The 20406-nt window shown below is 51.4% G+C and carries 11 protein-coding genes; 8 read left to right on the forward strand and 3 right to left on the reverse strand.

Annotation, left to right across the window (positions count from 1 at the left end):
- Positions 1-29: 29 nt before the first annotated feature.
- The gene (locus BMW71_RS00670; protein WP_177179544.1) at positions 30-3623 is read right to left on the reverse strand and encodes a discoidin domain-containing protein; all 3594 of its coding nucleotides are present in this window, start codon (positions 3621-3623) and stop codon (positions 30-32) included.
- A gap of 370 nt (positions 3624-3993) precedes the next feature.
- Here BMW71_RS00670 and BMW71_RS00675 point away from each other — a divergent pair, with 370 nt between their 5' ends.
- The 3 genes from BMW71_RS00675 (at position 3994) to BMW71_RS00685 (ending at position 7172) form a co-directional block, all read left to right on the forward strand.
- The gene (locus BMW71_RS00675) at positions 3994-4704 is read left to right on the forward strand and encodes an endonuclease/exonuclease/phosphatase family protein (RefSeq protein ID WP_092168080.1); all 711 of its coding nucleotides are present in this window, start codon (positions 3994-3996) and stop codon (positions 4702-4704) included.
- A gap of 310 nt (positions 4705-5014) precedes the next feature.
- Complete coding sequence (locus BMW71_RS00680) at positions 5015-5641, forward strand: hypothetical protein (RefSeq protein WP_092168083.1); 627 nt, start codon at positions 5015-5017, stop codon at positions 5639-5641.
- A 109-nt stretch (positions 5642-5750) separates the two neighbouring features.
- Positions 5751-7172, forward strand: coding sequence for a sulfatase family protein (locus BMW71_RS00685; protein WP_143057515.1), 1422 nt, complete (start codon positions 5751-5753; stop codon positions 7170-7172).
- 20 nt (positions 7173-7192) lie between these two features.
- Here the strand turns inward: BMW71_RS00685 and BMW71_RS00690 are convergent, their stop codons facing one another.
- Positions 7193-8155, reverse strand: coding sequence for a Na/Pi cotransporter family protein (locus tag BMW71_RS00690; protein WP_092168086.1), 963 nt, complete (start codon positions 8153-8155; stop codon positions 7193-7195).
- A gap of 279 nt (positions 8156-8434) precedes the next feature.
- On the opposite strand from BMW71_RS00690, the gene BMW71_RS00695 reads away from it, so the two are divergent.
- Positions 8435-10087, forward strand: a complete 1653-nt coding sequence (locus tag BMW71_RS00695) for an arylsulfatase (RefSeq protein WP_092168089.1) — start codon at positions 8435-8437, stop codon at positions 10085-10087.
- A gap of 199 nt (positions 10088-10286) precedes the next feature.
- Complete coding sequence (locus tag BMW71_RS00700) at positions 10287-11690, forward strand: hypothetical protein (RefSeq protein WP_143057516.1); 1404 nt, start codon at positions 10287-10289, stop codon at positions 11688-11690.
- A 157-nt stretch (positions 11691-11847) separates the two neighbouring features.
- Here BMW71_RS00700 and BMW71_RS00705 read toward each other — a convergent pair whose 3' ends face one another.
- A complete protein-coding gene (locus tag BMW71_RS00705) occupies positions 11848-12177 on the reverse strand; it encodes a YegP family protein (RefSeq protein ID WP_092168094.1) in 330 nt (109 codons plus the stop codon).
- A gap of 670 nt (positions 12178-12847) precedes the next feature.
- Here BMW71_RS00705 and BMW71_RS00720 point away from each other — a divergent pair.
- From BMW71_RS00720 to BMW71_RS00730, 3 genes are all read left to right on the forward strand, one after another.
- Positions 12848-14839 carry a glycoside hydrolase family 127 protein gene (locus tag BMW71_RS00720; protein WP_092168101.1) on the forward strand — a complete coding sequence of 664 codons (1992 nt, stop codon included), beginning with the start codon at positions 12848-12850 and terminating at the stop codon, positions 14837-14839.
- Between the two features lie 386 nt (positions 14840-15225).
- Positions 15226-18438, forward strand: a complete 3213-nt coding sequence (locus BMW71_RS00725; protein ID WP_177179545.1) for a SusC/RagA family TonB-linked outer membrane protein — start codon at positions 15226-15228, stop codon at positions 18436-18438.
- A gap of 103 nt (positions 18439-18541) precedes the next feature.
- Positions 18542-20269 carry a RagB/SusD family nutrient uptake outer membrane protein gene (locus BMW71_RS00730; protein ID WP_092168107.1) on the forward strand — a complete coding sequence of 576 codons (1728 nt, stop codon included), beginning with the start codon at positions 18542-18544 and terminating at the stop codon, positions 20267-20269.
- Positions 20270-20406: the final 137 nt, after the last annotated feature.

Here is a 20406-nt window from a genome sequence, read left to right on the forward strand (position 1 = left end):
TAAGCCATGCGGCATAAAACCGGTTGCGTCTATTCCTTCAAAAACCGAAGCCGATCAACAAAACCGCTGTTTTCCAGCTTGAATACGTACAGTCCGGTATTCAGGTGATGGAGGTTCAGCAGCAGCATCGTTTCGTTTGCCGGAAGCACATGGGTTTCCAGGACCTGCCCGTCTACGGAGAGGATGGATAGCTGGCTTGGTTCCGGAAAGGAGCGCTTTGTCCGAAGGCTGATCCAACCCCTAGAGGGATTGGGCTGTAGGGAAAAGTGGCTATTGACCTCAAAGGTTACCGCATTGGTTTGCAACAAGGCCCCGTCCTTTCCGCGCAGCAGTGCTGCCGTGGTGTAGCTGCCGGGAGGGAGGTGTTCCAGGTAGGCCTGCCAGCTACGCTCGCCGCTGGCTTCCCATACCAGGGATGCATCCGACGGCTGCAGGGATTGGGTCAAGGCAATGCTTTCCACATGCTCAAGGGGAGTTCCGGTTTTCAAGGTAAGCTTGACTTTACCTGCTTCCTCTTCGGACAGCAACTGCGCCTCCTGTCGGACCCGGAGGTTCGCTTCAGCGGGGGATGCCAGGGAAACCAGGAGCGGCTTGGAGGAAAGGGGCAGGTGAAGGGCCCCGTTTTCGTAGGCAACGTTGACCGCTTCCCCCTGGGGATCCAATCCGGAAAGGTACCGAGCATCCTGCGCCGGGAACGCATACGGGAAAGGTGTGTTAATGGCCAGCGTATCGTCTCCCGTTACCGGCCTCCAGGCGACCAAATGGCTGTCATCTCCCGCTTCGTTGCGGAGCAGGTAGATATAGGCATCCTCGTCCTCTTTCAGCACTTCCTGAAAGCGCAGCGTCGCCATGGTGTTTTGCAGGGCTTCGGCAGCAATAAAAGACCGTTTTTCCTGAAAGTTGAAGTTGCGCGAATCGGTAAGGCCGGAGCGGTCGTAATTTCGTTCGGAATCGGTGCTTTCCAGGTCCACGTTGGCATAGAAGTACCAATGGGCCCGATCCACGCCCATGCGGCTGAGCCAAAGCAATCCGCGTACGGCATACACCGCCTGGGATATGGCCGACACGGCTTCACTGTTGGATGCGGTTTCGTTCGCACTCGAGGCGTCCCAGCCCCATTCCGTGACATGCACTTCCTTTCCGGGTAGGTTACGGTCCCGGAAGCGCAAGCCGGCAAAGAGGGCGCGTATTTCGGAAGCGGGATGCTCGGGGTGCACCGCCAGTCGGACGCCCTGCTCGTTTCGAATGTAACTGTACAGGTGCAGGTTGATGCCATCCAGGTAGGGAGCGGCGTCCTCGGACAGTTTGTAGCCCATGTAATTTTTGCTTATGCCCGAATTCCCGGCCTCGGGGTTGGAGGCTTGTAATGCTGCAGGCAGTACGATCAGGTCCGGATCAGCGGATTTCATGCCCTTTGCCATGCCTTCCAAAATGCGGCGGTAGGTGCTATCGCTGTAATCCCAGGGCTCGTTGCCGATCTCGGCAGACCGGATCAGGTTGAGATTGCCCGGGCCGAAGGTACCGGCAAAGGCCTGCCCGAGGGCTTCCGCAGAAGCGTAGGGGCTATCCCAATCGGATTCCCGAAAGCGGTCGAAGGTGTAGGTGGCATCCACTGTAAATCCTTTGTTTTTCCAATCGGAATATTCCTGTTCCCATTGGGTCCATTTCAGGTGCACCTGCAGGTTTTCCGGGTCATAGCTGGGAATCTGGTCCGGGTCGGGTGTATCCCAGTGAATGTTGTGGTAATTTCGTGCCTGAGAAGCAGCCCGGATGAATTTCTGGGCTCCCTCGTCGGGTCCCTGGAGGTTGGGTACCTTTTTGGTTCCCCAGGCCCAGACAGTATTTAGGCCGAAGAGTTCGCCAAAACTCCGGTCCTGCGGTCGGTCTGCGGGCGCGGGTCCGTAAATGCCGTATTCATCGTACACGGTGATTTCGTGAATGGCCGCTTTTTTATAATTTTCATCGGCCAGCGTTATTTCCACGCGTACGTAGCGGGCCGGTACCGGTTTGGGCAACTGGATCGTTTGGAAATCCAGCAGGTTTGGGTCCAGCTCGGTCACGGCCACCAGGCTGTCCAGCGAATTTCCCAGCAATAGCCGGGCGGAGAGGGCCGTACCACGACCGTTCCAATGCCGGGAACGGATCCAGGACACGGGTTTGGTCTCGCCCAGGTCCAGGGTCAGGTATTCGGTGAGTGGCTCGCTGTAGGCGGCGATCTCCTGAATACGAAAGGCTGCCGGCGAGCTTAGAAAAATCTCGACCACCTCGTCCCATTCAATAACAAAGCGTTGGTGTCCGCTGCTTCCCAGGGCATAACTACGTGTGGTGACGCTCCCGTCCGAACGGGTGAGGCGTATGCTTACCGGCTCGGTAAAATTGCTTGCCAGCCGCACACCCAGTCGGTGAATGGGGAGGGAGGGAAGGGCGAGTCGGTACCAGGCAAGGCTTTCCCCTTCGGCAGGCGCTATGGCCAGCGTGCTGTTTCCCAGCGAGCCATCGGTGGCTCGGTCCACGGGCACGCCGTTTGAAGCCTCCCCGTTTCTGCCGAGCAACCGGTTTTGTCGGGGGTTGGAAACGTACCCGTCGGGTAGGGGATTACTCGATACCCAGGCGGTGGAAAAGTCATTGTCCAGTACCCGCTCCGCTTGATTTTGCTCCCCGGGCGCGGTGGAGCTTGGCAGCACCCCTGCTTCGGAGGAGAGGGAAGGGTACAGCCCTGCATGAGGGTCCCAGGTACGGGAAGGCGGTGGCTCGGGGGCGGGCTCGCTATACACCTCTAGTTCGAAGACCGATACTTTTTTGTAGTTTTCCGGCACCAGGGTATGCGCAATCCGGACGTAACGGGCTTTTATGGCCTGCGGCAATTCGGTAACCACCACCGAAAGCTCCGAGGGGTTGAGGCTGGCGACCTGCACCAAACTGTCCAGGTGGGTGCCCAACAGCAGGGCTGTGGCAGAGGCATTGCCCCAGCCGGCCCAGTGCTTGCTACGAATTTCCTTGATCCACTGGGCTTGCTCCAGGTCGATGGTGAGGTATTCAACGGCGGGTTGGTCCAGGGCCGCCAGATCGTAAATAAAAAAAGGAGCCTCGCTGCGCAGGCTGATTTTTACCGTGTTTTCGACATTGGGCGTCAGGCGAACGGTAGCGTTGTTTTGCTGGGGGGTATACTGCAGGGTAGTAATGCCACCGTCGGCGTCCCAGATCTCCAGGACCACATCTGCCTGCAAGCCACCAAGTCGCAGGCCGAGTAGGTGCAGGGTCTTCGGCTCGGAAAAGAAAAGTTCCGCACGCGCCTGTCCATTGACCAGGGGGATTTGGGGGCTATAGGTGCCCAATTTTCCATCGGTGGCAAGGCGAAGGTCGGTGCCTGCGGGGCTACTGAGCGGCTGTCCCAGCAGGATATTTTGTTCCGGGTTGCTGAAATATCCGTTTGGAAAGGGATTAGCGGATAGCCAGGAGGTATTGAGGTCACCGTCCTGAACGTTTTGGGCGGGGAAATTGGCGGCGGAGGAACTGGCAGTGGCAGTGCCGGTCACCTGCATAAGCGCAGGGTCTCCGGTAAAGGCAGCAGCAGCCGTTGCCCAAAACAATAAGGGGCAAAGCAGTTGGGGTATTCGGTACATGCGGGTTGGTTTGTTGGAATAGGAGGGAAAGATAGAGAAAATTGCGGGAAAAAGAACGCGACTGGTATAAAAGTTCATAAAAAAGCATTTTAAATACATAAAAATGAATTTGGAAAAGTCCGGATTCTATGGCACAAGCCGGAGAGGAGGGTCGTTGGCGGGGGGTAGCAGGCAGGGAGCCTGATGCGGGAATGGGGGCTTTCTGAATTGTTCGTGGCTGTCCCGGTATTTTTGCAGTATCGCAGAAATAAGTTTGTTGCCCCGAAGCTGACGTGTGCGTATAGAAAAATAAAAGCAGTAGGCTTTTTATAAATTAACTTGTAGTTTTCTCTGAATGAAAAATCTCGTATACCATTAACGTCACAGAAAATTGAGGATCGTAACCTGGAATTGTAATGGAGCGTTTAGAAAGAAGTTTTCCCAAGTAGCGGGCTTCGACGCTGATATCTATGTGATTCAAGAATGTGAAAACCCAGCCGAATCCGGAAATCCTCCGTATCAGCGTTGGGCAAAAAACCATATTTGGACAGGAGATACCAAAAACAAGGGACTTGCTGTATTTGCCAGACCAGAGATTGATCTGGAAAAACTCGATTGGTCGAACCGGTTTGAAGGGCATTTCGTAAAACACTTTTTACCCTGTCGGATCAATCGGGATTTTGAGCTTCTTGCCGTTTGGACCCACCGAAACAATTCGCCAAATTTCGGCTATATTGGACAGTTTTGGAAGTACCTGCAGGTCAATAAAGCCAGATTGAATACATCGATCGTTGCCGGAGATTTTAACAGCAATGCTATTTGGGATGAATGGGACAGGTGGTGGAACCACCCCGACGTAGTAAACGCGTTGAAACAGATTGGTATAGAAAGTCTATATCATGCGCATACTGGCGAACAGCAGGGGAAAGAAACCAAAGCGACGTTATTTTTTCAGCGAAAACGAGAAAGGCCCTATCACATAGACTATGTGTTTGCTTCAAAAAAATTCCGAAAAAGGCTGAAAAAATTTGAAATCGGGCAAGTAGGTGAATGGCTAGAGTTCAGTGATCACATGCCTATTTTTTGTGAAATAGACATGTAAAAAAAGGTGCATTTCGGATTTGTATAGCCTCCTTAAATAGGCGGGCGTATTTATAGCGTGCGATCTGTAAGTTTATGTTAATAAAAAAACATTTGTCACCGAAACGAGGCTAAAAATACTGGAAGAGGCAATCAGTCTACCTGTTTCGGTTAAAATAATGACCATTTTGAGAAAACTTGCAAAAATTTTCAATAACAAAGGAGAAAGGGACACTTATTGTACACGGCCTTCTCCACCGATCAGTATTCCATGAATAAAGCGCAATTAGCAACCGATTTTTTACCGAAGGAACTTGTACTCAGCTTGTGTCGTGACATCCCTGCCTGGGAATGTAACCGACAAATCTGAACGGGTAACTAGCTACGCTGCGACGGTTAAGGCGACCATGGATCCGGATGTGCTCTACGTAAAACTCCGCAAGCAAATCGGGTTTTGCTATTGGCAGGCAAATGCGCACGTCGAAGCGATTATTCATTTTCAGAAAGTCACCGAAAACTTAGCCCAATATCTCCATCCTTCCCTTTACTTTCAGGTGGTAGGCCTATTGATTCGATGCAACTGGCAAATTCAGGAATTCCGCAAAGCACTTTATTGGGCCGAAATCCCACTAAAGAATCAGGAGGCAACTTCATCCACCTTTGAGAAGTTGACGAATCGAAAAGAGTATACAGATGTGTTGACTGACTTCAACGAACCCTTTCACAAGGATTATGAACCAATAATTGGGTGTGTTATTGCCTATTTGGGCTTTCGGGAACCCCCAACCGATCCCATTGAGACAATAAATACCATTCGAACTACCAATCGTATCTGGAACCGCAAGCTTTCAGTAATTGAACTGGAATACGCCTATTCGAAAGATTGCGATGATTTGCTTTTTCCCTCGAAAACTTCCGGAAGCACTGCCCGATTGCCTGGAATCGAATGTATGCAGTAAATGCCATTGGACGTTGCAAAGACAGATAACAACCTGCCCGCTTTTTTAAGGAGTAGTTGTAAATGTTGCGTAAATTTTGTTTAATGCGGTGGTATACACCCGTACCCCCATGAAACACCCAACCATTTCCGCTGTCGTAGCCCTGCTGCCGCTGCTGGTTTTAATGTCCTGTATGGAACAGACGAGCCCGCCAAACATTATTTTGATCGTTACGGACCAGCAGAGTGAATCCATGATGAGTAGTTCGGGTAATCCTTACCTGCATACACCGGCCATGGATTACATTGCTGAAAACGGCATCCGCTTTACCCGCGCCTATGTCACCAATCCGGTATGTTCCCCTTCCCGGGTCAGTATGTTGACGGGAAGATTTCCCGGCTTTTTTACCGATTCCAGCGGGCAGTTGGTGCGCAACAATGCGGGCTCCATGGATATACCTGCTTCCCTACCGGAAGCCTCCCGGGCCAACTTGCCCGATTACCTCCGGAAAGCCGGCTACGACCTGGTATACGGAGGCAAAAAACACCTGCCCTCTTTCCTGGACCCCGAGTTGCTCGGCTTTCAGGTCTTGACCAACGATGCGCGCGGAGAATTGGCGCAAAAGGCTGCCGATCGCATCCGGGAGGACCGTGAAAACCCCTTTTTTATGGTGGTTTCCCTGATCAACCCACACGATATCTGTTTTATGGCCATTCGGGACTTCGCCGATTCCAGCTACCGGCTGCAATTGGAGCGAAATTTTACAACGGAATTGGCCCTGCTGGACAAAGCCCTGGAATTGCCGGCAGGCGTCAGCCGGGAGGAGTTTTTTGAGAACTACTGTCCGCCCCTTCCACCCAATTTTGAGCCCCAGGAAGACGAAGCAAAAGCCATTGAACTGTTTCTCAACCGGGATCCTCGCTCGTTTCGGGCCGGGGCCCGACGGGACTACAGCGAGGAACAGTGGCGCATGCACCGTTGGGCGTATGCCCGGCTGACCGAAATGGTCGATGCCCATGTACAGGTCCTGCTGGATGCGCTGATCGAAAGCGGAAAAGAGAAGAACACGCTGGTGATCTTTACCAGCGACCATGGGGATAACGACGGCTCGCATCGACTGGAACACAAGAATGTGCTCTACGAAGAATCGGTAAAGGTACCCTTAACGGCCATGTGGAAAGGACGGATCCCTCCCGGACAAGTTAGCCGGCAACTGGTTTCGGTGGGTCTGGATCTCTTGCCTACCTTGTCTGCGTATGCCGGCCTGCCCGCCGCCACGGATCCACGTGGGAGGAGCCTGCGACCGTTGTTTGAGGGGAGTTCGGTGGAATGGAGGCAAAGCCTTGGCATCGAAGGGGAAATAAGCCGGGCGGTGATCCGGGAAGACGGAATGAAATACATTCGCTACGATGCAGCGGGTTTTGAGGAGCGTCTGATGGACTTGACGTCGGATCCCTACGAAACCACACACGTCACGGAAGACCCAGCCTACCGGGAAGCGCTGCAAGATATTCGGAAAGAATTCGAGGAGACCTGGTTTCCGGATCCGTAAGGCCCGCCGGCCAGCCAGGCTTAGCCGCCTGATAAGCCGGTATCCGTCAGGGGCCGGTCGGGAAGTAGCCGATTTAGCACCCGTTCAAAGAGGGGTATGGTCCAGGCAAAAAACGCTACCCCGAGTAGGTTAAACAGCATGTGTCCGTTCGCAATGATTCGTTCGATCGGTACATCGGCACTGAGGGTTTTTACCAGATGGACAAAAGGGAAAAAGAACAACAAACCCACAATCAGGCTCAGTAAATTGAACGTCACATGAAACAACCCCGTCTTCAGGGCGGCGGCATTTCCCCGGATCGTCGCGATCAGTGTATCGCTGCAGGTTCCCAATTCCGCGCCCAACATGATGGCCAAGCCACCGGTAAGACTTAGCAGTTCCTGTTTGGCCAGCACGATGGCCATGCCCACGGTGGCCGAGGAGGATTGGACAAGCAAGGTTACCAGTGCACCGGTAAGGGTGCCCCGGAGGGGATTTTCTGTTTTCTTCATCCAGTCAAAAAAGAAGGCTTCTTCCTTCAGGGGAGCGACGGCCGTTTCCATGGTAAGCAGGCCAAAAAACAACAGGCCAAAATAAAAAATGATTTTGCCGCTGTTGTGGACTCGTTCCGATTTGGAAAGAAAAAGCAGGAGAAATCCGATTAGCAGCAGCACCGGAGCGTACTTGCCCACATCCAATGCGATCAACTGACTGCTGATGGTGGTTCCGATATTTGCACCCAGGACCAGACCCATGGCGTGCCGGAAGGGGAGAACCAATGCGTTCACCAGCACGATGGCGATGATGATCACTGCTGAAGAGGATCCCAAAAGTGCCGTTACTCCGGTCCCGACCAGAATACCGCTGAAGATAGTAGAGGTATACCGTTGGATCCAGTAAGACGCCTTGTCTCCCATGCTTCGTTGAATGGTTTTGGACAAATTCCCAACGGCAAACAAAAACAAGACCAGGCCGGCAATCAATGAAAGGAGAATAGCAGTCATTTGAAGCGAACAATGCGTACGTCAAAAATACGCAGCAGTTTATTTTCCCGGCCCAGCGCTGTATTATGAAACGATGAAGTTTTTCTGACAGAGGCGCTTTTTGGCACCGGCACCAGGTAAAAGCGGCTGACGTTTCGAATCAACTACCCAGTAGGGGGCAAGACGAGCAATAGGAGGTGAATCCGGTTGCGATAGTATTTATTGGCGGTCAAATGGGGCAGAACCAAAAAATTCGAATAAATTTAAGTCAAAAGAGTAATCCTAAACCCACCAGTTGCCATGAACATCTCCCGTTCGTTGCCGATATTTGCGGCTTTCTTTGCACTCGCTTTCGGCCATCTCTCTGCCCAACAACGACCCAATATTCTCCTGATCATGGCGGACGACATGGGCTATTCCGATATGGGAAGCTTTGGAGGAGAAATCGAAACGCCCAACCTGGATCGGCTGGCGGAAGGGGGAATTAAATTCACCCAGTTTTACAATGCGGCCAGGTGTTGTCCCACGCGGGCATCCCTACTCACCGGCCTGTACCCTCATCAGGCCGGGATGGGTGGCATGACCAACGACCGGGGGGTTGCTTCCTACCGGGGAGACCTTAACCGGCAATGCGTAACCATCGCCGAAACGCTTAAAGAGAGTGGGTACCACACCTTTATGTCCGGAAAATGGCATGTGACCAAGCATGTGGATTTTTGGAGGACCTGGTTGCCGGAAAATCAGAAAATACGTACATCCAAGGATAATTGGCCCCTGCAGCGAGGATTTGACACCTTTTTTGGCACCATTCACGGTGCTGGCAGCTATTATGATCCCGCCACGCTTACCCAAAACAACACGCCGGTATCTCCGGGGGAAAACTTTTATTATACAGACGCCATCAGCGATCATGCCGCCGAGCAGATTCGGACCCTGGGGGCATCTGCAAGCGAGAATGCGCCTTTCTTTGGATACATAGCCTACACGGCCCCCCATTGGCCCCTGCATGCGCTACCTGAAGACATCGCCAAATACAAAGGTAAGTACGACGCCGGTTGGGACCGGCTCCGGGAAGAACGGATGGAACGCATGGTAAAAAGCGGCATCATTCCAGCCGATTGGAAGCTCAGCCCACGCGGTCCGGAAATCGATTCCTGGGAAACCACAGAACACAAAGCCTGGTGGGCGGCTTGCATGGAAGTGTATGCGGCGATGGTGGACCGCATGGATCAGGGAATCGGCAAGATTATCCGGGCCCTGGAGGAAACGGGGCAACTGGAGCATACCTTGATTTTATTTTTGCAGGATAACGGGGGCTGCCACGAGGTGTTGACGGACCGCTGGCCCCGGTCCCTGCATTTTCCCGCGTTCCAGCGTGACGGTTCTCCCTTGCTCCGGGGAAACGACGTACAGGTCATGCCCGGTCCGGAGGCTACCTACATGAGCTATTCGGCGGAGTGGGCCAATGTCAGCAACACGCCCTTTCGCCTGTACAAACATTACGTGCACGAAGGAGGGATTTCCACCCCCCTGATTGCCTTCTGGCCGGAGGGGATTCGGAATCCTTCCCGGATTTCCCGGCAATTGGGACACATCATCGATATCATGCCTACCATTGTGGACGTATCGGGGGCAAGGTATCCCGATGTATACCGGGGTGAAACCATTTTACCCATGGAAGGACAAAGCCTGGGCCCGGTTTTTCAAAACCAATCCTTTGTCCACGCGCCCATTGGCTGGGAACACGAAGGAAACCGGGGTTTTCGGGATGGGAAGTGGAAGCTGGTAGCGACCAAAGGACCGGAGACAGCATGGGAATTGTACGACATGGAGGCCGATCGAACAGAAATGCGGAATTTGGCAACGGTTCACCCCGACATTACTTCGTCTCTGGTCCAAAAGTATACCGAATGGGCCAATCGGGTTGGGGTTGTGGATTGGGGGAATCGCTGAGCCTGCGCTGCTAGTTGACAGGTAGAAATACCCCTTCCAGATTGGCAGCCAGGTCGGTGCAGGGCTCGTTTTTTTGCCAGGGAAATGGTTGATGCAACCTGAGTTATGGCCGGTTAAACCAAACAGGCGGGAAAAAATGATTTTTTTAATCGTGTTTGGGTTGAAATTTAATAGTATTGCAAAAAATCAATTGCGTCTTATGCAAAAACAACCATCCATACCCACCCTTTCCCTGTTCCTGTTCTTTCCGGGAGTTGCCATGCTTTTGGGCTGGGGCTTGCGTGGCTATATCGGAGGAGGGCCTTTTGGAGCCATGATACCCGGAGCGATGGTCGCCCTTGCCATCGGGATTTTGCTGCGCCTGAGGCCTTCCTTCCTTTCGATGGTAGTTGTTTTTGGGGTGGTAGGCATAGGCCTCGGCGGAGAAATGACCTATGGTCAGACCCTTGGGTTTTTGCGCGATCCCGATACGCTGTGGTGGGGAAGCATCGGAACAACCGTTAAGGGAGCGGTTTGGGGCCTGGGTGGCGGTGCATTGCTCGGTCTGGGCCTTATTCATCATCAGCTGAAAAAATCTACGGTCGTTCTTTCACTCGTCCTGTTGATCGTAGGGCTGGTCCTGGGAATTGCGCTGATCAATGCACCCCAATTGATTTATTTCTCTGATCCGGTAAGTAAACCCCGATCGGAATCCTGGGCAGGCTTGTTGCTGGGTGCACTTGCGCTGATTGGCTACCTGCGATTCACGATCGAGAAGCCGCTTTTCAGGTTGATTGTTCGATTTAGCAGTTACGGACTGATCGCGGGAGGCCTTGGATTTGGGCTAGGCGGTTTGTGGATATTCCTCGGAAGTCTCCTTCCTGAGGTGCTGTTTAAGAGCTGGTGGAAGATGATGGAGTTTTCTTTTGGCTTTTTGTTTGGAGCGGGCCTGGGATACGCCGCCTGGAAGTCCAGAAAGGAGATCGGAGACCCGGATATCGAGGCACCGAAAACTATTTCTCTGGGTTTGGAATGGTTGCTGTCCGGAATCCTCGTGGCGCTGGTCTATTACGTATTTCCCTGGCTCGTTGACGCAATCACGAATACCCTCTACCCGGATGGTGACCGGGGGGTATTGCTACACTTCTTTCAGGTGTTTGATTCCTACGCATTTTACGGATTGGTGTTTGTAGTGATCGCTCTTTATCGAAGCGCCTGGGCCTGGCAAGTGGGGATTACACTGACCTTCTGCCATACCGCCATCGACTACATGCGCGATCTCCGGCCCTCTCCTGAAGTGGAGGTTTCCGCCTGGATCCAGGTATTCGTCGTGTTTCTATCTACATTGCTCGTTGCCTACCTGGTAGCTGTTAGTAGCCGGAAAGAAGAGGTAATCTATTCCCTATTTCAGTTATTGATCTGGTCTACCGTTGGGGTGGCATTTGTCAGTCTGTTGTCGGATATTTTCATAGAGGGGGCATTCCGATTCCAGGGCCTGCCTGATCTACTTGTGCGGGTATTGTTTGTTCATTTCGTTTTTCTGGCTTCTGCCTTGTATGTAAGCCTGCAGGCAAAACGTCTGAATTCAGAGTCCATTTCCAGTGCCAACTTACTCGCATCGTAACCTTCGAATCGTGTATTTCATAGGAAACCGATACGGTTCCTCTACCTGGGAAGCACAGACTCCCGGAAAGCCGTGGGGGTCTGATTTTTTTACCGGAATGGGTACGGGGTGAAGCAAGGCCAAGCAGGGCTGGCCTTCACTTTCGATCAACACTGCCCTAAGATAGTTCCTCAATTGGAGCGGAGGGGGCATTCTTCTTGACCGAAGCGATGCCATTTTCCATGGACTCTTTGGAACTGTACATTTGACTGGTGCCGATGACTTGTTTGTTTTCGGCGATCAAATCAAAATAAGGGCTTCCGTCTTTTGCAGTTAGTCGTAAAAACTTGGCATCGTCACCAGCATTCTTTTTAACGGATTCAATGCCATTCATACAGCTGGCTTTTGAGGCATAACCCTGACTAGCCAGAATGGGCTGACCATTGGACGCCTTCAATCGGAATCGGTACTTGTCACCCTTGTCGATGTACACTTCAAATTTTCCCATAATCTGTTACGTTGGATTCGAAATCAATATAAAAAAATCCCTTTATATTGGTACCGTTCCTGTCAAAAAAAGTATGGGTTTTCTTATTTTTTTCTCCTCCCGAACAGGCCGCCTTCCTGCTCCAAAATGACACCGAATGGGTACAGCGGGTCGGGGTTGTGGATTGGCGGAATGGGTAGGTACCCGCGCAAAATTGCTGCAGGCAGCACGACTCATTCATGGGTAGAATAGGTGCGGCCGAGGAGGACATTTATTGTGGTACAGGTAGCGCGTATGCTGAATTCCGGGACCCGTACGGAAAACCGGCTATCGGGCAGGCCCGGGGAGGAGGCATTACAAAGCAAGTGTTGGTTGAGAAATGGTAACATAGCATGCATTTTGGTCAAGATGAAGGATGCCTTTCCAAGCCGGTGTACCTATCTTTCCCTGCATGTTAGAACGGGCTTCCAGATAGTCCTTCCGGTGGTGCCGGCTGCTGTAAATCGGGCTCCGGTTGATTGTGTTCGGCAAGATGCACCTGCATCCAGACACCTTCTCCACCCAGAATCATGGGTGAAATTGTCAGTAAAAGGTAGGAACTGGGGAGGCCTGCCTTTTCTCGCTGGCAGCGGATGAAACCGACGGTCCCTCTTCCCTGGCTATCTGGAGTGCAAAAAAACAAAAAAACCGTATGATGCCTAAAAATGTATACCATTGGATTCTCCTGGCGGCAACGATTGGTACTGCCTGTACCGAGCAGCCCGCCTCCGACCAACTCGCTTCGGATGAACCCGCCTACCTGGAGGCTGTTTCTTACCGGGATGTTCGCATCGTTGATGATTTTTGGGGTTCTAAAATCCATCGGAGTCGGGTAAACGGCCTGCGTTCTGTCTTCGCTGAAGTCGAATCTTCCCTGGCCAACTTCGCAATCGCAGCGGGCATGCGCCAGGGGGAGCATAATCAAATGATGGCCAGTGACTCGGATGTGTATAAGATGATTCAAGGTGTGGCCCATGCCCTTCATCACGAGTCGGATGCGGAACTGGAAGCATTTACCGACCAGCTGATCGACACCATTGCCGCCGCCCAATTGCCCGATGGCTACCTATTTACCCCCCATATCGCCGGTGACCGTACCAAACGATGGACCGATATCAACCGGGACCACGAGCTGTATTGTGCCGGGCACCTGTTTGAAGCGGCGGTTGCGTACTACGAAGTGACCGGCAAAAGGAAGCTGTTGGATGTGGCGATTAGGTTTGCGGATCACATTGATTCCATTTTTGGTCCGGGTAAGCGGCAGGAAGCGCCGGGTCACCAGGAGATCGAATTGGCCTTGTATGCACTTTACCAAACAACCGAAAACGAAAAGTACCTCCGCCTGGCCACCTTTTTTCTGGACGAACGGGGAAATCCAGCACGCGTTGACACCGTTCCTCCCGCAGTCGATCCCTATGCCAATACGCCTTTACGGTGGAGGCATCCGTTTTACCGACAGGACCATTTGCCCGTGGACCGGCAGTACCATGCCCGCGGTCATGGTGTCCGGGCGGTATACATGTATTCGGCCATGGCGGACGTGGAAATGGAAACCCAGTCGGGTCGGTACCTTCCCGCACTGGATTCTTTGTGGTCGGATATTGTCACCAAAAAAATGTACGTAACGGCCGGAATTGGTACCCACGAGTTTCGCGACGAAGGCTTTGGTAGCCCGTACAAATTACCCAACGCTAGCGCTTACAGCGAAACCTGTTCGGGTATTGGTTTTACGCTATGGAGCAATCGAATGGGATTGCTACTGGGACAGAGTAAATACGCCGATCTCGTGGAGTACCTGCTTTACAATGCGGCTATTTCCAGCGTTTCGATGGAGGGTGACCGGTTTTTTTACCGAAACTTACTGGAATCCGACGGAGCGTACCAACGAAGGCCCTGGTTTAATCCAGCCTGTTGCCCGAGCAATATGGTGCGGTTTCTTCCAGCGATCGGTTCGTTGGTATATGCCAAAGACGAACAGGGGATTTATGTCAATCAGTTTATTGGAAACGACGCGAACGTTCTGGTGAAGGATCAACCGGTGTCGCTTCGGATGGAATCCCAATTTCCCTGGGAGGGAAACGTATCTCTGTATGTGAATCCGAAAGAAGCGGCTTTTTTTGACTTGCGTATCCGAATCCCGGGTTGGAGCAGGGGAAATTTCCTTCCCGGTAGCAATTTGTATGCCTATGCCGATACGCTGGCTAATGACCAGATATTCCCTTCCATCGTCTTGAACGGTGCGCCCTTAAAGGACCCTATCTATACCAATGGCTACCTGCTAATCCAGCGTACCTGGCAGCCGGGGGATCGGATATCCCTTTCTTTTCCCATGGAGGCAAGGCCTGTAGTCGGCCATCCGGAGATCGAAGACACAAAAGGTAAGGTAGCCTTGGTGCGAGGTCCACTTGTTTATTGCCTGGAAGAGGTGGACAATCCGGCGTATTTTCGGGACAAAGAAAATCACCGTATCCATTACAAAACGCTGGAAAGTACGTTTGAGAGCGACCTTCTCGAAGGGGTGGTCGCCGTTACAACCCGGGCTACGAATGCCAAAAACGAATCCCTAGACCTAACCTACGTGCCGTACCACCGATGGGCAAACCGGGCAAACGGAAAGATGCAGGTATGGGCGCGATCGGAATAAATTGGGGACGGTGATCTATCCGGGCACCTCTCCTGTCCGGCTCGCTCCCTTATGAAAAAGATACAGCCTCACCGACCATGTTTACGCGTTGTATTCGCCCACTTTTCAGGAAATCGGGATGAATCCCTTCCTACCGGTATTTTTGGGAGCCTTCTTTGTCAACATAGGACACATTTTGGTTAAAATACTGGATAAGAAAGCCGTGTCATCTTGATACATTTAAGCATCGTTTATTTAACCAAATTATTATGAAAACAACTGATACTGATAGCGTTAAACTAAGGGATAAGAGGACTGATAATCGATCAGTCGCTTTTATCACGAGATTTTCCGGCTGTTTTTCCGCGTTCCTGGGTTGCTTATTTCTGGGGATATCGAGCCCTTTGTTGGCCGGAATTACAGCTAAAAACGGGTCCAACCTGGCACGTATCGAGCTGAACGTCAGCCTAACCGAGGCAGGTATACCCAACGAAGCTGCGCTGCGGGCAGAAATACAGGTCAGTGGAACCGTCACCGACGATGCCGGAGAGCCTCTTCCTGGTGCTTCCGTCACCGTGGCGGGTACGACAAACGGGACGGTCACGGATATCGATGGTCAATACACGCTTTCGGTAGAGGAGGGATCCACGCTGGTGTTTTCCTTTATCGGCTTTGAAAGTCAGGAAGTAGTGGTGGGCAATCGGACCCAGATTGATATTTCCCTACAGGCAAGTTTATCCTCCCTGAATGAAGTGGTGGTCGTGGGATACGGCACCAAAAAGAAAATTAACCTTACTGGTGCTGTTTCCACAGCACGAGGAGAAGACATGGCCAATCGTCCGGTCACCAACGTACAGCAGGCCATGCAAGGGCTGGTGAGTAACCTGGTCATTCAGCCCAATACCGCAGGAGGAGAGCCAGGAGCAGATATGGCTATGACCATCCGGGGTTTGGCATCGTTTGAAGGGAATACTGCCCCCTTTGTACTCGTGGATGGGGTTCCGATGGGTATCAACGACATTGATCCCAACGATATCGAATCCGTGTCGGTGTTAAAAGATGCCGCTTCCACCTCTATTTACGGTGCGCGGGCCGCGTACGGAGTGATCCTGATTACCACCAAAAAAGGGAGTAAAGGGTCCAGAATTTCCTATTCCACCAATGTCGGGATTAGTACGCCTACCATCTGGCCAGAGCTACAGGGAGGAACGGACTGGGCGCATGCCTTAAACGATGCCCGGACCAATTTTGGGGCCTCTCCATTTTATCCGGAAGAAGCAATTCAGCGTCTGGAACAAAACCTGGCCAATCCGGGTAGCGCCCCGGGCATGTTGCCGCTTGGTTCGGGCGATAATTGGGACCTAATGAATACCGGTACCAGAGGTGTGGCGAATGACGGTATTCGAGATTTGATCATGAAGGACAATTCGCTCCGGGTGAAACATAACCTGTCTGTTTCCGGTGGAAACGATAACGTGAATTATTATGTATCCACTGGCTTTTATGAGGAAGACGGATTGTTGCGTTTCGGGGATGAATCCTTTAATCGATTTAATGTGGATGCGAAAATCGGTGCCAAAGTAACCGACTGGATGAACCTGGATCTATTTGTTAAATACAAATCAGAAAATGAGGATTTTCCCTGGAACCAGAACTTTGGACGCGCCTGGTACATGAACTGGATTGGTAAAATAAAATTTGGTACCCCAGCCAAGTATCCCGGTACCGATATTTGGACCCAACAGACCAATGTGGAGGCCTGGAGAAAAGTACGGCAAACGATTACGGATAACCAGATTGTGCTGTCACCAAAAATAGCCTTAGAACCAATAAAAGGCTGGGTGACGACAGTACAGTTGAACTATACGTCCACGCAAGTGGAAGACACCCGAACCGCCCTGCAATATCCCTGGGTCAGGCCCGGTGACGGCCCTAATTTTTCTGGTGGTGAAATTGACTTTATTCCACAGAACCGGGAGTCCACGGAGTATCACAACGAGTTGAGAAGAAATACCTATCTTTCTCCCAACATCTATTCGTCGTACTCCAGGGTATTGGGAATGCACGACCTTCAATTGATGCTTGGGTACCAACAAGAGGAGTACAACTTCAGCAACCTGGGTGCAAGAAGTTTCTTCCTATTGAGTGATGCCATTCCGTCGATTAGTACGGCAGTCGGAGATCAATTGGTAAATGACGGAGTGGGACATTGGTCTACGCGAAGCTTTTTTGGAAGGTTTAATTATATTTTTGACGAAAAATACCTGCTTGAAGTAAACATGCGGACGGATGGATCCTCCAGGTTTGAAGAAGCTGAAAGATGGGGCGTGTTCCCCTCGGTCTCGGCCGGCTGGATACTATCGGAAGAGAATTTTATGTCAGCAACGAATTTATTTGACCTGTTGAAAATTCGCGGATCCTATGGAACGCTGGGTAACCAGGATGTGGCCAATTATTTATTCATCCCGACCATGCCGATTCGGCAAACCAACAACTGGTTATTTGGTACACAGCGGGCCTGGACAGTGGGTGCACCCAATCTAAACAGTGTGAATTTATCCTGGGAAACCGTATCCACACTGGACCTGGGCATTGATGCCGAGTTACTCAACAATCGCTTAGGGGTAACCTTCGGTGTGTACGAAACAAGGACGTCCGATCTGGTGGGACCAGGACAGCCCCTTCCGGCGGTATTGGGCTCAACCGTGCCAAAAAGGAACGAAGGAGAGATAAAAACACGTGGGTGGGAGCTGGAACTTTCCTGGAAAAATCAGGTAAATCAGGATTTCCGCTACGAAATCAGAGGCCAATTGGCCGATTTCCGAAGCACCGTGGTGGACTACAACAATCCAAACGGCTTGTTGAACACCTTTTACCCGGGACAGGATTTGAATGAAATCTGGGGATACCGGTACGACGGGCATTTTCAAACCCAGGCGGAAATCAACGAAGGGGTAGATCAGAGCTTCATTTATTCCGGCGTGTGGAGAACGGGTGATTTCCGGTACAAAGATTTGAATGGAGATGGTAAAATCGATATTGGGGACAATACGGTGACCAATCCCGGCGACCAGGAGATCATTGGAAACACCACGCCGAGGTACACCTATGGGTTGAATTTGAGCGCACAATACAAAAACTTCGATATTTCGGTTTTCTTTCAGGGAGTAGCCAAAAGAGACTGGACATTTGGAAGCAGCGCCGTATTTAGGGGACCGGCTGCCGGTCCGATGCACAACAATGTTCTGGAAGATCATATGGATTACTGGCGTGACGAAACAAGTGCATTGGGTGCCAATCCGGATGCCTATTTCCCAAGGCCTTACGCGCAGTTTTTTGGCGAAAATGTAAAGAACTACGGAAGACCTACGGATCACCTGTTGCAAAATGCAGCCTATCTGCGGCTTAAAAACCTACAGATTGGGTATTCGCTTCCGCGAAAAATCGCTGAAAAAGTGTTGTTAACGAATGCCCGGATCTTTGTGTCGGGTGAGAATCTGTTAACCTTTACCGATTTGATGTTTTTTGATCCGGAGGCACTTGCCGGACGATGGTACGGTGCGGGAGATGCCTATCCGCTGAGCACGACCATGTCTGCCGGTTTAAACCTTAACTTCTAAAAAAACGACGCTATGAAATCGAGCATGACGTACCCCTCACACACCGGGATGATTACAAGCCATGCGAGATTCCATGTGACTACTAAAAGATAATTATAAACACATGAAAAAGCTATTTTATATATTCTTACTTGTATCGGGAACGTTTCTGGTTTCTTGTCAGGAAGATTTCCTGGAGCGGTCACCACTCGATCAGATATCCGATCCGGAATTCTGGAATAGTCAGTCCGACCTGGAGTTATTTCTTAATTCCTTTTATGATACGTTCGATGGTTGGCCCGCTTCTGGTGGTGGAAAAGCACCCACCAAGGACGAGGGAACCGACTTTGCACTCGAAGGCCTCAATGCCTTTGGCGGCACCTTTACCCAACGAATGGATGGGGTTTTGAACGTACCGGGTTCCGGTGGGGGCTGGAATTGGGGAAATATTCGAAACATCAACTACTTCCTTGCCAATGTCGACCGCGTTCCCGAAGGAGGAGCGATGCGAGAGCATTACGTAGGCGAAGGACATTTCTTCCGGGCCTGGTTTTACTTTGACCTGTTCAAGGATTTTGGCGCCTTGCCCATCATTACGGTTCCCGTCACGGCAGAAGATGAAGATATCTTGTACAGTGGTCGAGCCAACCGAACGGAGGTCTTTGATTTTATACTCAGTGACATCGATATGGCCATCTCCAAAATGGACCCAAGCAATCAGTTGGCAACGCCCGGAACCCGGTTGAGCAGAGACATTGCGTTGTTATTTAAAGCCAGAGCAGCCTTATTCGCCGGTAGCTGGGAAAAATACCATCAGGGCACCGTCTTTGGCGGACAAACGGATGGCAGCGGATACATCCAACAAGCGGCTGCTGCTGCGAAGCAGCTGATTGATGAGGGGAATTTTTCTCTGGTCCAAGGAGATAGCAACAGCGTCTATTTTGAGCTCTTTAATCAGGTAAACTATGCCGGTAATCCGGAGGTGATCTTTTACCAACATTTTGATCGGGTAAACGGAGACAGCTTTAGTAATCAGCTGTGGAACTGGCCAAATGGGTACGGCTATACCTACGATGCATCCCGGTTTTATCTAAGCAACGACGGGTTGCCCATAGCGGTCAGCCCAAATTTTGTTGGCGATGAGACTTTAGAAATTCTGGAAACGAATCGCGATCCCAGACTTGCGCAGACGTTTATGGTACCCGGCGATATCCGACGAATACAAGGCACGGACACCTTGTACTTCGAGGTCCCGGACGTAGATAATAGCGGTACCGGTATTGAATCGCAAAAATTCCGCCATATCGTCGTAGACCCGGCTGTGGGCATCAATAACGGCAACGTTGATTACATCTTTATGCGCTATGCAGAGGCTTTGTTGATTTATGCCGAGGCGAAGGCCGAGCTGGGTACCCTGACACAGGCGGATGTGGACATGACCATTAATCAGCTTAGGGATCGGGTAGGGATGCCTCACCTGATCTTGAATGCCATCACCCCCGATCCCAATTGGCCGGATTACGGCTATTCCTTGCCAGATTACTTACACGAGATCAGGAGAGAGCGGGTGGTGGAATTGTTTGCAGAGGGGTTTCGCTTTGACGATTTGATGCGTTGGAGAGCCCACGAATATTGGGCAGGCAAGCGCTTTGTCGGTACTTTTGCAACGCCCGAATTACAGGAAATATCAAATGTTCCGATAAATCCGAACGGATTCTTTGATCCATTTCGGGATCGGTTAAGTGGTCCGGATGGGGGATACGGATTTGATCCCGAGAGGGATTATCTGGTGCCGCTCCCAACCAATGAACTGACGTTAAATCCTAACCTCGACCAAAATCCGGGTTGGTAAGGTAACCTGTTCTAAACTAAAAATAAACGAATGATGCATGGCTGCGTCGGCGCGACTATCCGGTCTGCGCGGACGTGGCCTGCTTTTTACAGCCTCTTTGACCCTAGCCCTTTTCCAAACAACGCTACCTTTACTGT

It is taken from the genome of Cyclobacterium xiamenense, from assembly GCF_900109255.1.
GTDB lineage: Bacteria > Bacteroidota > Bacteroidia > Cytophagales > Cyclobacteriaceae > Cyclobacterium > Cyclobacterium xiamenense.